The sequence below is a fragment of the Polynucleobacter sp. HIN11 genome, assembly GCF_030297675.1.
Lineage (GTDB): Bacteria > Pseudomonadota > Gammaproteobacteria > Burkholderiales > Burkholderiaceae > Polynucleobacter.
In genome coordinates, this window is record NZ_AP028142.1 from 1,630,431 (window position 1) to 1,643,675 (window position 13,245).

Here is a 13,245-nt window from a genome sequence, read left to right on the forward strand (position 1 = left end):
TTCCAAACATTTCGGTGTCGCTTAACGCTTACTGAATTGCTTACGACGGCGAGCGCCGTGTAAACCAACTTTCTTACGCTCAACCTCACGGGCATCACGAGTCACCAATCCAGCTTTTGACAGGGTTGGCTTGAGAGCCGCGTCATAATCAATCAGCGCACGGGTTACACCGTGACGCACAGCACCAGCTTGGCCAGTCTCGCCGCCACCGCGAACGTTCACTTGAATATCAAACGTGGTTAGATTGCTGGTCAGCGCTAAAGGCTGACGAGCGATCATACGTGAAGTTTCGCGTGCAAAATAAGCGTCAATGGGCTTGCCATTCACGGTAATCTCACCTTTACCTGATTTAATGAAGACGCGAGCCACTGAGCTCTTGCGACGTCCTGTTCCGTAGTTCCAATTTCCGTACATATCGCTTCCTTAAATCTCTAAAGGTTTAGGCTGTTGAGCCGCGTGGGGATGCGTAGAATCGCCATAGACTTTGAGCTTCTTGATCATGGCGTAGCCAAGGGGGCCTTTAGGCAACATGCCTTTCACAGCCTTCTCAAGAGCGCGCGCTGGAAAGCGTGCTTGCATCTTGTCAAAGTTGGTCGAGCTAATACCACCAGGATAGCCACTATGACGGTAATAAATCTTATTGAGTCCCTTACTTCCAGTGACGCGAAGTTTGGATGAGTTGATAACGACAATAAAATCGCCAGTATCGACGTGAGGGGTAAATTCGGGTTTGTGCTTGCCGCGTAAACGGAGTGCCACTTCACTGGCGACACGACCGAGGACTTTGTCCGTAGCGTCAATCACGAACCACTCGCGCTTTACCTCATGCGGTTTTGCGGAAAAGGTTTTCATGATTACTTTCAAATTGTTTGGTCAACACACTCCAACTCAGAAATCGCACTTTGGCTCCGCTTATGTTTGCAGGCTCGCAGATCAGATCCCTCAATTGGTCCAACAAATTACCGCTGACCGAATCGGTAATTCAGTAAAGCCTTGAATTATATATCAAAAAAAACCCGGGAATCAATCCCGGGTTGAAATCCACCAATGTTTGGGTGGAGGAGACATCAGTAGAATGCAAACTTGATACTTAAAAAATGACTTTAAGTAAATCAAAATTGACATCAATAGAATAATTTTAGGACTAAACCTTGTGCATTGCAAGAAAAAATTTGGGTTTACCCTATATTTTATATAAGACTTATAGGGCCATTTTTTGATACAACGTATTGATTTAATTAGAAATAATATTATTTGAGGATTTTTATATGATGGAATGCAAAATCGACTGGTTACCTAGCGCCGGGATGGCTTTTATGGCACGGACGGGCACAGGCCATATCCTCAATATGGACGGCGCCCCCGAAGCGGGTGGGAATAACTTAGCACCTCGCCCGATGGAGCTCTTGCTGGCAGGCGCAGGGGGTTGTACGGCGTTTGATGTGGTTTTAATCCTACAACGCTCTCGTCAAGCCGTGAGCGGCTGTGAGGTGTCTGTAAAAGCGGAGCGCGCAGAATCCGACCCGAAGGTATTCACTAAAATAAATCTACATTTTTTGGTGAAGGGCTCGAACTTAGACCCCGGTAAGGTTGAGCGGGCGATTGCACTGTCTCACGATAAGTATTGCTCAGCCACTGCAATGCTTGGCAAAACGGCTGAAATTACCTACAGCTTTGAAGTAGTGCAGAGTTAACCGATAAGCCGGATTCTGTCGCCCTAATTTGCATTAAGGGGCAATCATTCCTCTAGGCCTGCAGTTACCTACAGGCTCAAGCTCCCTACCCGCAAACTCGACGGGCCATGTCAACATTTGCTTACTTGGGATTGCTCCGAGTGGAGGTTGCCGCGTTTCACCGTAACTGAATACGCTCGTCTCTGTGGCCCTATTCCGCACGTCACCGTGGATGGCTGTTAGCCAACACCCTGCCCTATGGAGTCCGGACTTTCCTCTCCTTTCTTACGAAAGCAGCGATTGCCTGGTTAACTCTGCGATGACAGTCTAAACGAGGAAACAAATTTGTACTGCTAAATTAATGGGCAATGGACCAGCCGATGGTTTCACCCGCACGCAAAGGAACAAGAATTGACTCCCCCATGGGGTACTCAAATGGTACGGTCCGGGGTTGATTCACAAGAGTTATTGTTTCTGTATGTCGAGGTAAGCCGTAATAGTCAGCACCAAAATGACTTGCAAATCCCTCGAGTCGATCAAGTTTCCCAACACTATCAAAAGCCTCTGCATAGAGACCCAGTGCATTGTGCGCGGTATAGCATCCCGCGCACCCACAACTACTCTCCTTTTCACCTTTTGGATGAGGAGCGCTATCCGTTCCCAAGAAGAAGCGTGGGTTACCGCTGGTTGCCATTTCTACTAATGCAACTCGGTGCTCCTCGCGCTTGAGGACAGGTAAGCAATAATGGTGAGGACGAATACCACCAGTAAACAAACTATTTCGGTTCATTAGTAGATGGTGAGCCGTAATCGTTGCAGCTAGAGTATTCCTGCCATCGGTATTGGCATCACGCACATAGTGGGCCGCTTGCTTCGTCGTAATATGCTCGAACACGATACGTAGTTCTGGAAATTGCTTACGAATGGGGTCCAAGATACGATCAATAAAGACCGCTTCACGGTCAAAGATATCAATCGCTTGCTCGGTAACCTCACCATGAATCAGTAAGGGAACCGAATAGCGCTGCATGGCCTCTAAAGCGGGGTATGCTTTTTTAATATCTGTGACACCGCCATCGCTATTCGTTGTCGCGCCCGCGGGGTATAGCTTAAATCCAATAATACCGTTCTCGCTAGCTTTTTTGACCTCGTTCGCTGAGGTATTGTCTGTGAGATATAAGGTCATGAGCGGGGAGAAATGACTAATTCCCAGTTGTTTTAATGCCTTCTGAATCCGAGCCTCATAGGCTTTGGCTAGATCAACCGTAGTAACCGGTGGTTTCAGATTGGGCATGATGATTGCGCGCCCAAATTGAGCTGCGGTATGCACCAAGACATCATTTAGGACAGCGCCATCTCGAACATGTAAATGCCAATCGTCTGGGCGCGTGATGGTAAGCGTTCTGTTCATGGTCAGTCGATCAAAATCATCCGAAAATCATTCACATTGGTTAAGGTTGGACCTGTATGAACTAGGGCATTGAGTTCAGCAAAGAAGCCGTAACAATCATGCAATTGTTGAAAGCGACTAGCGCGCAAGTCTTTCTCTTGTGCTTGTAGCCGTACTTCAGGAGTAAACCAAGCACCTGCATTTTTTTCACTGCCATCAATGCCATCAGTATCAGCAGCAATAGCGGATAGCGTTTTTAAATCAGCGGTTGCAGCAAACAAGGAAAGCAGAAACTCTGAGCAGCGACCGCCGCGCCCTTGAGTTCCAGGAGGTAAAGTAACAGTGCACTCCCCACCAGAAATCAGCGCCACGGGGAGCTTCGCCCAACTGGAATGACAGGCTATCTCGCGAGCAATACCTGCGTGTACAAGACCAACGTCTTTAGCTTCACCGGTAATCGTATCCCCCAGAATAATGGCAGTGTATCCAAGACCTTTGCAATATTGCGCTGCAGCCTCAAGACTGCGATGTGCAGTTGCAATTACATGATTACGTAGGGGATAGCGATGTTGATCAATATCCGCTTGCTTTAATGTTTCTGGGATCTCACCCGCTAATCCTTTTTGCAAATGGGCCAATACCGATCCTGGAATACTTCCTTCATCCAAATGGTATTTCGCGAAAATCTGTAGTGCATCAGCATAACTTGAGTAATCTGCTGCACATGGCCCACTTGCAATGTCCGCCGGATGATCGCCAGTCACATCCGAAATGAGTAAAGCCTCGACTTGAGCACCGCGCGACAGAGCAGCGCGCGCCAAATTACCGCCCAAGATGGCCGACAAATGTTTGCGGACAATATTCATTTCTTCAATCGGTGCACCGCTATTGAGTAAAGCTTCGGTGGTCTTACGCATGTCATCGATCGTGATTCCTGGCTGCGGCAAGGTTAATAAACTCGAGCCACCACCAGAAACAAGCGCAATAAGGGTATCCCCAGGCTGTAAGGTACTGACCAAGCGCAATACTTCCGCAGCACCATCCATTCCAGCCTGATCGGGTACCGGATGGCCGGCTTCAACGATCTTGATCTGTTGCGTTAGCGATGCATGACCATAACGAGTAATTACTAAACCATCGATTGATGTATCCGGCCAATGGCTTTTGGCATAGCTCTCTAGAGCACTTGCCATCGCAGCGCTTGCTTTACCTGCGCCAACCACGAGACATCGACCTTGCGGAGCCTTACCCTTTGGAAAAATTTTGGCAAGATACTCTGGAACGATTTTTTTAGGATCGGCAACGGCTAGTGCCGCCGCAAACGCGCCCTCTAAATGCAGCTGACGACTTGAGGAGGGCTGTGAGGTTTGCATTTGCCCATTTTAAGCCTAATTATCAATGGCTTGATCAGGGTCAATCGGTGCGTTTTCTTGTAACTGCCACATGGAAGCATAGCGGCCATTGGACTCTAAAAGCTCATAATGCGTACCGCGTTCGATGATTTGCCCGTGCTCCATGACTAAGATTTGGTCGGCATGTACTACCGTTGACAATCGATGGGCAATGATTAAGGTGGTCCGATTTTTTGCCAAATTGAACAATTCTTCCTGAAAGGCGCGCTCGGTCTTTGAATCAAGCGCCGAAGTAGCTTCATCAAAAATTAATAGGGCAGGCTTCTTTAAGAGGGTGCGTGCAATCGCAACCCGTTGCTTCTCACCACCAGAAAGCTTGAGACCGCGTTCGCCCACAGGGGTGTCGTACCCCTCTGGCAGATGTTCAATAAACTGGCTCATCTGTGCGGCACGCGCTGCCTCTACAATCGCCTCACGACTTGCCTGCGGGCTTCCATAGGCAATGTTGTAGGCAATCGTGTCATTGAACAAGACGGTGTCTTGAGGAACAATGCCAATCACTTTGCGTAGACTAGCTTGCTCCACATCTTGAATATTTTGGCCATCCAATAGGATCGCACCAGATTGCACATCGTAAAAGCGAAAGAGTAATCTCGCTAAGGTACTTTTGCCAGCCCCACTTTGCCCAACTACCGCGGTAATCGTCCCGGCTGGAATCGTAAAACTCAAATCCTTCAAAATCTCACGCTTCTCGTTATACGAAAAGTAGACATGCTCAAACCGAACCTCGGGGCCCTTAGCAAAATCCCGAATAAGCAAAGGCTTGGCATTTTTGGAATCTTTGATTTCTTGGTCTTCATTCAAAAGCGTGAACATGTGATCCATATCGGTGATCGACTGCTTCATTTCACGATAAATCACCCCCAAGAAATTTAAGGGGATGTATAACTGAATCATGAGCGTATTCACAAGCACTAAATCACCTAAGGTCATCGATCCATCGACCACGCCCTGAGTGGCTCGCCATAGAATTAAAACCAAGCCGACTGCAATAATTGCCTGCTGACCTAGATTCAGAATCGCTAAAGATTGTTGTGAGAGGATTGCAGCAGACTGATAATGCTTAAGATTTTCGTCGTAGCGACGCGCTTCAAAATGCTCATTTCCAAAATACTTAACAGTCTCAAAGTTAATCAAGGAATCAATCGCGCGTTGATTGGCTTTTGAATCCATTTCATTCATCGTTCGCCGATAATGAGTGCGCCATTCGGTTACTTTGATCGTATAAAAAATATAGATGACTAATGCAACAAAGGTAATAATTGCAAACCAAATATCGTAGTTATAAGCGAAATATGCCAACACCAAAGCGAATTCAATCATGGTTGGCAAAATACTGTAGAGCGAGAATGAGACCAGAGTTTGAATACCACGCGTCCCTCGTTCAATATCGCGACTCACTCCACCGGTCTGACGACCTAAATGAAACTGTAAGCTCAAGGCATGCAAATGCTCAAATACTTGTAACGCAATCTTGCGCACAGCACTTTGGGTCACTTTTGCAAAAAGTAATTCACGTAACTCGGAAAACAGTGATGCAAGTAAGCGCAATGCGCCGTAACCCACAATCAGGCCCGCAGGAACGATTAAATAACTTTGCAAAGAACCGGGCTTGATGTTCATGGCATCAATCAGGTCCTTTAAAACAATCGGGACACCCAAGTTAGCAAATTTGGCAGCCACTAAGCACAACATAGCAAAGAGAACCCGAAAGCGATGCTCAAACAGATATGGCAAAAGATCTTTAATGACTTGCCAATCCGAACGATTAGCGGCTCGCTTGATGGGCAGCATGCCACCCGATGGCTGGTTCTGAGCGCCTCTCATCGTGTCAACTGAGAGGAATCGTTGTAAAACTGCAAAATGGCATCTCGATTGGTATGAGAAAAACACTTTTGTGCAGCCTCTTGATAAGGCAGCCAAACATACTGCAAATGCTCCCGAGGCGCTAACCGAATCGTAGTATTTGTGGGAACCTCCAGAGCAAACCAGTGCTCCGTATTGCGCTCGACCCCCGGGGGGTAGCGATGACGCCAACCTGGATAAATCTCATACTGCACGGCATGATGAAGATTTTGAAGAGCATCCAAAGGCAGGGCTTGGATGTTGATACCGGTCTCTTCGGCCACCTCTCGAATCGCCGCGCTCTCGAGTGGCTCATCAATAAAATCAAGACTACCAGTGACCGATTGCCAAAATCCTGGCCGATCTGCCCGCTCGAGCAGAAGGACTTCCCGATTTCTGTTGTGAATAAGGACTAAAACCGAAATCGGGATTTTCAAATCAACCCACCGGATTGGTATTGCGTAACCGGATATGTAGTTCACGCAATTGACGCTCATCGACAGGACTTGGAGCTTGCGTCAATAAACATTGTGCGCGCTGAGTCTTGGGGAAGGCAATCACATCGCGAATCGACTCTGCACCCGTCATCATGGTCACAATGCGATCCAATCCAAACGCAATTCCTCCGTGGGGAGGTGCGCCGTATTGCAGGGCATCCAATAAGAAACCGAATTTTGCTTTCGCTTCGTCTGGCCCAATCTTCAGTGCACGAAATACCTGACTTTGGACAACCTCTTGATGAATACGAACCGATCCACCACCGATTTCGCTACCATTCAATACCATGTCATAGGCTTTTGCCAGGCATTTACCGGGATCAGTTTCTAATAGCTTCAGGTGTTCATCTTTGGGGCTAGTGAAAGGATGATGACAGGCAACCCAACGGGCATCATCTTCATCGTAATCAAACATTGGGAAATCAACCACCCATAATGGCTTCCAACCTTCTGTAAAGAGTCCCTGTTTCTTACCCCAATCCGAATGACCAATTCGCAGACGAAGATTTCCAATCGCATCATTAACGATCTTGGTTTTATCTGCACCAAAGAAAATCAGGTCGCCATCTTTTGCTTTGGTTCTCTCTAATATTCCGGCAATTGCAGCATCGTGTAGATTTTTTACAATCGGCGACTGCAATCCATTGCGCCCTTCTGCAACTGAATTAACCTTAATCCATGCCAAACCCTTGGCACCATAGATCGATACGAATTGCGTGTAATCATCGATTTCGCTACGGCTGATTTCTGCTCCGCCAGGAACGCATAAGGCTACAACCCGACCACCCTCTTGATTGGCGGGCCCCGAAAATACTTTGAAATCAACATCACGCACCAGGTCAGTTAATTCAGTAAATTCCATTGCAACCCGTAAATCGGGTTTATCGGAACCATAACGCGCCATCGCCTCTGAATACGGCATGATAGGGAATGGATTGGGTAGCTCCACCTTCATCACGGTTTTAAAAATATGTCGCATCATATTTTCAAAGAGAGAACGGATCTCAAGCTCGTCTAAGAATGCGGTTTCACAATCAATTTGGGTAAATTCAGGCTGGCGATCCGCACGCAGATCTTCATCACGAAAGCATTTTGTAATTTGGTAGTAGCGATCAAAACCGGCCACCATCAATAATTGCTTGAATAATTGAGGCGATTGGGGCAAAGCAAAAAATTGACCATCGTGAACGCGTGACGGCACCAGATAATCACGTGCGCCCTCTGGGGTGCTCTTCGTAAGCATTGGCGTTTCAATGTCAATAAATCCGGCCGCATCTAAATAACGTCTTGTTTCCATAGCAACCTGATAACGCAAACGCAAATTCTTTTGCATTTGCGGACGACGTAAATCCAAGACCCGATGGGTCAAGCGCGTCGTTTCAGAAAGATTGTCATCATCAAGCTGAAATGGTGGGGTTACCGATGCATTTAATACATGTAAGTCATGGCACAGAACCTCAACCTTACCGCTGATTAAATCTGGGTTCTCGGTTCCAGCCGGTCTTGCGCGAACCAAGCCTTTAATTTGAATACAGTATTCGTTACGGACCTCTTCGGCCTGTTTAAACATATCGGGACGGTCTGGGTCGCAAACCACTTGTACAAATCCCTCTCGATCGCGCAGATCAATAAAAATGACGCCGCCATGATCGCGCCGGCGATTAACCCAGCCAGCGAGGGTAATTTCTTGACCAATTAAAGAATCAGTAACCTGACCACAGGTATGACTGCGCATCGACATAAGTATTCCTAATGAGGTTGATTGAGGGTCTTGGGTTGAGCGATTCGAGGTGCCACCGAACCCATCGACACAATATGCTTGAGCGCTTCTTGCACGCTCATATCCAGCTCGATTACATTGGCACGCGGCACAATCATAAAAAAGCCGGAGGTTGGATTTGGTGTGGTTGGCAAAAATACATTGACATATTCACCGCCCAACTTATTGTTCACTTCAGGCGCTGCGGTGCCGGTTTGGAAAGCGATTACCCATGACTCAAGATGTGGATAACGAATCAACAGAGCTTTACGAAAGGCTTGGTTATTTCCAGAAAATAAAGTGGAGGAAACCTGCTTCACACTCGAATAAATGGAGCGCACGATTGGGATACGGGTCACGGTTCGGTCCCAGAGCTTGAGCCACCATTGGCCCGCAAAATTAATTGCAAGGAAGCCCGTAAATCCAATCACTGCCAATACGATCAGAATCCCAAGCCCCGGGATTTCACGGAAATGCCGTAATTCCCCTGAAAATTGACCAGGCGAAAGCGTAATGATGGCCGACATTACCCAACCAAAAATTTGATCGATGACACCCAGCCCCCATGTGATCACCCAAATCGTGACCGCCATCGGAATCCAAACCAAAATGCCAGCAATAAAGTATTTTTTCATGAGAATTTGTGCCTAACCCGCTATTTTAGCGAGTTAAGGCCAATTCAGGCGGATTTGCCTTAAATGGAGTGGATTCGGACCAAAACCAAAAGAGCGCCGACTAAGAAACCGCTGAGGAATAAAGCGATTCCGAGCCATTGGCGACGTTTGCGTCGCTCATCGATTAACAGCTGTTTCAGCAAATCCAACTCAGGGCGCTGCTCTTTACGGTGAACCTGTTCCAGGTTTTCAGCAATCAGACGTGGCAAGGTAGGCAAAATCTTCGCCCAATTTGGCGCCTCTTTCTTTAGCCCATCAATGAGTCCTCGCAATCCAAGCTGCTGGCTCACCCAGCGCTCCAAAATAGGTTTAGCGGTTTTCCAAAGGTCGAGGTCAGGGTCCAATTGACGACCCAGGCCCTCCACATTTAAGAGGGTCTTTTGCAATAAAGTAAGTTGGGGTTGAATCTCAACCTTAAAGCGACGTGATGTTTGAAAGAGTCGCATCAACACAATACCCAAAGAAATATCTTTCAGTGGTCGATCAAAATAGGGTTCGCAAACGGTGCGCACTGCGCCCTCCAACTCTTCTAATCGAGTATTTGCTGGAACCCAACCTGATTCAATGTGTAACTCGGCAACACGCCGATAGTCGCGATTAAAGAATGCCAAGAAATTCTGGGCCAAATAATTCTTATCAAACTCGCTCAAATTTCCAACAATCCCGAAGTCGAGGGAGATGTATCGACCAAAGGTATTGGGGTCCAAGCTGACTAAGATATTTCCTGGGTGCATGTCCGCGTGAAAGAAGCCATACTCAAAAACTTGAGTAAAAAAGATCTCAACCCCATCGATAGCCAACTTCTTAAAATCAACTCCTGCAGCGCGCAACTCATGCGTTTTACCAATTGAGACGCCATACATCCGCTCCATCACAATCACATTGGTATGGCATAAATCCCAAATCATTTCAGGAATCATGAGTTTGTCGGAGTCTGCAAAATTGCGGCGCAATTGGCTAGCATTAGCCGCTTCGCGCATCAGATCAAGTTCATCGTGCAAATAGGTATCAAATTCGGCGACCACCTCTCGTGGCTTGAGTCGTCGACCATCTTCTGAAACTTTCTCGACAATGCGTGCCAAGTCATGCATTAAAGCCAAGTCGCTCTCAATCACCGGCAAAATACCAGGGCGCAATACTTTGATGGCGATCTCTTTATTAGCCCACTCGGGATGCGTCTCGTTACCTCGCAAGACTCCAAAATGAACCTGCGCGACCGATGCACTCGCCACTGGCGTTGCATCAAACGATGAGAAAATCACTTCGATCGGGTGGCCTAATGCTTTTTCAATAATCGCCTTGGATTGCTCATTAGAAAAAGGCGGGACACGATCTTGAAGCTTCGCTAGTTCATTAGAAACATCATCGGGCAATAAATCCCTACGGGTCGATAGGACCTGACCAAATTTAACAAAAATTGGGCCAAGCGCCTCAAGTGCTAAGCGAATTCGCTCGCCACGAGGTAACTGACTTGGGGAGGTTGATGCAATGAGTCCAAGAAAGAACCGGCGCACACCGGGTCTCAAATTATCGCGAATCAGCCCAAATAAATTAAAGCGCCAAGCCGTATAGAAAATAATGCTTAGGCGAACAATACGACTCACAGTTAATCCCGACTTTTTTGTAAAAAGGAAATTCGTTTTTCAAGGCGCTCAACCGCATCACGAACTGCCTGGATCTCCATTTTATGAGAAACAAAATCGCGTTGATGCAATAAGACTTTTTTTTCCTCACTTAGGTACTCGACCATATTCCCTTGTAAATCAAGGATTGCTTTCTCTGTCGCTTTAGCAAAGCGTTTGGCTTGCGTACTAATATAGTGTGCGGGTGCATCACCGATAATTCTGGCTAAATCTTCCTCGTACTCCCAACGCAATTGATTTGAAAGCTTAGCAATCAATTGAGCCAATTGGGCATCGCCCGTTATTTTGACGGCTCTCATCGCCCGGTCTTTGATGGTTCCCTGCGGGGCGCTAAGCGCTGAAAAGCTGTTGGCATCAACTTCTAAAACCAAATTAGGATGCGGATGCACTTCAGATAAAAGAGCAATAAACGAGTCGTCCTGAATTTGCCATTGCATTGACCCGATTGGCAAAATTAACTCGATTACCTGCCCTTGATGATTACTTAAATCACGCAAAGCCCACTGCTCACGCTCAAGGACATGATTAATGGCGCGCACCAAAGCCGTTTTTGGGAAATCAAAACGCAGGTTCATAGTGTAAAAAACCCGCACAAGGCGGGTTTTCCAATCGGGGAAAAGTTAAAGCTTAAACCAATTGCTGAATACCAGCTAGAACCCAGCCTCCAGGACCATTGACGGGCTTCGATAAATTCCAAACCTCCCTAAATGGTTCAGCGGGTCCATCTGCCTGTTCCCGAATCATGCCAGTGAACTCAACGCTGCACAGGTAGGTATTCGCATCGGTCTCAACACCCAAGAGTTCAGCGTTTAGCGTGACTACATCGGTATGATTTACACCTTCAGCACGGCCCTGCAGATCACGTTGCAAGCTGGCAAACATTTCGGGGGTTGTAAATTCGCGCAATGCCTCAAGATCGCCAGCATCCCAAGCCTTTTGCAAACGTGTGAAGTAGTGTTTTGCATTGGCCAAAAATGCGATTTGATCAAAGCCTTCAGGCAGTTGATAAGCAGGAGCCTCATCAAGTATTGGGCTTGGCGATCCAAATCCAGCATTCACTGGATGACTAGGCGTAAAGGCAGGCTCTTGCCTCGCGGTTCGTTGCATTCCATTAGAGGCAGGCACTGGGCTTGGCATATTTTTAGCGCTGGCTGGCATAAAGCGGCGCAACACGAATAACAATACAAAACCAACTAAGACGGCCAATAAGAGTCCTGTCAAAAATGAAGCAGCGGCCTCACCTAAACCAAAATGCGAAAGCAAGTAAGCAATTCCAAGACCTGCTGCAAGACCGCCTAACATTCCACCTAAGCCCGAACGCTTAGCTGCAGCGGCTGGCGCAGCAGCTTGAGCAGGTGCCGCAGCAGGTTGCTGCGCTTGCTGTGCTGGTTTTTGCTGGGCCGGAGGTTGTGCTTGTTTTTGCTTAGGCGCGTTGGCTGAGCGACCGATGTTCGACCCACCGCCCAAACGCTTTGCGTCAACAACAGCGACATGCCCAACCGATAAAAAAGCAAAGGACAGTGCAAAAACACCGGCTTTTAAATAAGTACTTTTCATTGAATCAGTCTCCCATCTACGATCTGTAAGTATTACTTTACAGTGAATATCTAGTATTTAATACCAATATGCAAGGCGACGATACCCCCAGTCATCCTATGGGTATGGACCTCATCAAACCCAACGCTCTCCATCATGGCTTTGAGGGTTTGGGCATCTGGATGCATGCGGATTGATTCTGCCAAGTATTGATAACTAGCGGCATCCTTCGCAACCTTGTCCCCAAGCCATGGCAGCACCTTAAAGGAATATAGGTCGTAAATTGGGGCTATGAGTGGGTCTGGCTTGGAAAACTCCAAAACCAAAACCTTACCCCCAGGTCGAATCACCCTAGCCATCTCCGACAAGGCATGCTCTTTATGCGTCATATTCCGCAGACCAAATGCAACGCTCACTACATCAAAATGGTGATTTGGGAAGGGGATCTGTTCTGCATCAAACTGAATGCATGGAATTGCAAGACCGCGATCCAAAAGTCGATCTCGACCTACCGATAGCATGGATGCATTGATATCGCTTAACCACACCTCAGCCTCAGGATGAATGCCCCATTGCGCAGATTGCGCAAAAGAGTAGGCAAGGTCGCCAGTCCCACCAGCAATATCAAGCACCCGGTCGCCGGGCTTAACATTCGCTTGGGCTAAGGTAAATTTTTTCCAGAGGCGATGCAAACCGGCCGACATCAGATCGTTCATGATGTCGTATTTCGAAGCTACCGAATGGAAGACCTCGGCAACTTTCTCGGCCTTTTGAGACTCATCAATACTTTGATATCCAAAATGGGTCTTTGACATA

13 protein-coding genes and 1 other RNA gene are annotated in these 13,245 nt (G+C 47.4%); 1 reads left to right on the forward strand and 13 read right to left on the reverse strand.

Features of this window, described 5'->3' with window-relative positions; genetic code table 11:
• Positions 1–21 precede the first annotated feature (21 nt).
• Positions 22–414 (reverse strand): 30S ribosomal protein S9, encoded by a 393-nt coding sequence (rpsI, locus tag QUE60_RS08215; RefSeq protein ID WP_286226715.1) that lies wholly within the window; start codon positions 412–414, stop codon positions 22–24.
• Between the two features lie 9 nt (positions 415–423).
• Positions 424–852: a 50S ribosomal protein L13 gene (rplM, locus tag QUE60_RS08220; protein WP_286226716.1), complete on the reverse strand. Its 429-nt coding sequence runs from the start codon at positions 850–852 to the stop codon at positions 424–426.
• A gap of 419 nt (positions 853–1,271) precedes the next feature.
• On the opposite strand from rplM, the gene QUE60_RS08225 reads away from it, so the two are divergent.
• Positions 1,272–1,694, forward strand: a complete 423-nt coding sequence (locus tag QUE60_RS08225) for an OsmC family protein (protein ID WP_286227514.1) — start codon at positions 1,272–1,274, stop codon at positions 1,692–1,694.
• On the opposite strand, the gene rnpB is transcribed toward QUE60_RS08225, so the two are convergent.
• The 11 genes from rnpB to ubiE form a co-directional block, all read right to left on the reverse strand.
• An RNA gene (rnpB, locus tag QUE60_RS08230) (RNase P RNA component class A) lies at positions 1,683–1,989 on the reverse strand. The two genes, QUE60_RS08225 and rnpB, sit on opposite strands and share 12 nt — an antisense overlap.
• Before the next feature lie 42 nt (positions 1,990–2,031).
• The gene (gene pyrC, locus QUE60_RS08235; RefSeq protein WP_286226717.1) at positions 2,032–3,084 is read right to left on the reverse strand and encodes a dihydroorotase; all 1,053 of its coding nucleotides are present in this window, start codon (positions 3,082–3,084) and stop codon (positions 2,032–2,034) included.
• Between the two features lie 2 nt (positions 3,085–3,086).
• The gene (locus QUE60_RS08240; RefSeq protein ID WP_286226718.1) at positions 3,087–4,436 is read right to left on the reverse strand and encodes a glycerate kinase type-2 family protein; all 1,350 of its coding nucleotides are present in this window, start codon (positions 4,434–4,436) and stop codon (positions 3,087–3,089) included.
• A 15-nt stretch (positions 4,437–4,451) separates the two neighbouring features.
• Entirely contained in the window at positions 4,452–6,302 is a 1,851-nt protein-coding gene (locus tag QUE60_RS08245) for an ABCB family ABC transporter ATP-binding protein/permease (protein WP_286223562.1), read from the reverse strand.
• Complete coding sequence (nudB, locus tag QUE60_RS08250) at positions 6,299–6,757, reverse strand: dihydroneopterin triphosphate diphosphatase (RefSeq protein WP_286223563.1); 459 nt, start codon at positions 6,755–6,757, stop codon at positions 6,299–6,301. The genes QUE60_RS08245 and nudB overlap by 4 nt, the downstream gene beginning before the upstream one ends.
• 1 nt (position 6,758) lies before the next feature.
• The gene (gene aspS / locus QUE60_RS08255) at positions 6,759–8,558 is read right to left on the reverse strand and encodes an aspartate--tRNA ligase (RefSeq protein WP_286226720.1); all 1,800 of its coding nucleotides are present in this window, start codon (positions 8,556–8,558) and stop codon (positions 6,759–6,761) included.
• Between the two features lie 8 nt (positions 8,559–8,566).
• On the reverse strand, positions 8,567–9,211 hold the full coding sequence (locus tag QUE60_RS08260) for a DUF502 domain-containing protein (protein ID WP_286223565.1): 645 nt from the start codon (positions 9,209–9,211) through the stop codon (positions 8,567–8,569).
• A 59-nt stretch (positions 9,212–9,270) separates the two neighbouring features.
• Positions 9,271–10,854 (reverse strand): ubiquinone biosynthesis regulatory protein kinase UbiB, encoded by a 1,584-nt coding sequence (ubiB, locus tag QUE60_RS08265; protein WP_286223566.1) that lies wholly within the window; start codon positions 10,852–10,854, stop codon positions 9,271–9,273.
• Positions 10,855–10,856: 2 nt separating this feature from the next.
• Positions 10,857–11,468, reverse strand: coding sequence for a ubiquinone biosynthesis accessory factor UbiJ (locus QUE60_RS08270; protein WP_286223567.1), 612 nt, complete (start codon positions 11,466–11,468; stop codon positions 10,857–10,859).
• A 52-nt stretch (positions 11,469–11,520) separates the two neighbouring features.
• Positions 11,521–12,450 carry a Tim44 domain-containing protein gene (locus QUE60_RS08275; protein WP_286223568.1) on the reverse strand — a complete coding sequence of 310 codons (930 nt, stop codon included), beginning with the start codon at positions 12,448–12,450 and terminating at the stop codon, positions 11,521–11,523.
• Positions 12,451–12,500: 50 nt separating this feature from the next.
• The gene (gene ubiE / locus QUE60_RS08280) at positions 12,501–13,244 is read right to left on the reverse strand and encodes a bifunctional demethylmenaquinone methyltransferase/2-methoxy-6-polyprenyl-1,4-benzoquinol methylase UbiE (protein WP_286226721.1); all 744 of its coding nucleotides are present in this window, start codon (positions 13,242–13,244) and stop codon (positions 12,501–12,503) included.
• Position 13,245: the final 1 nt, after the last annotated feature.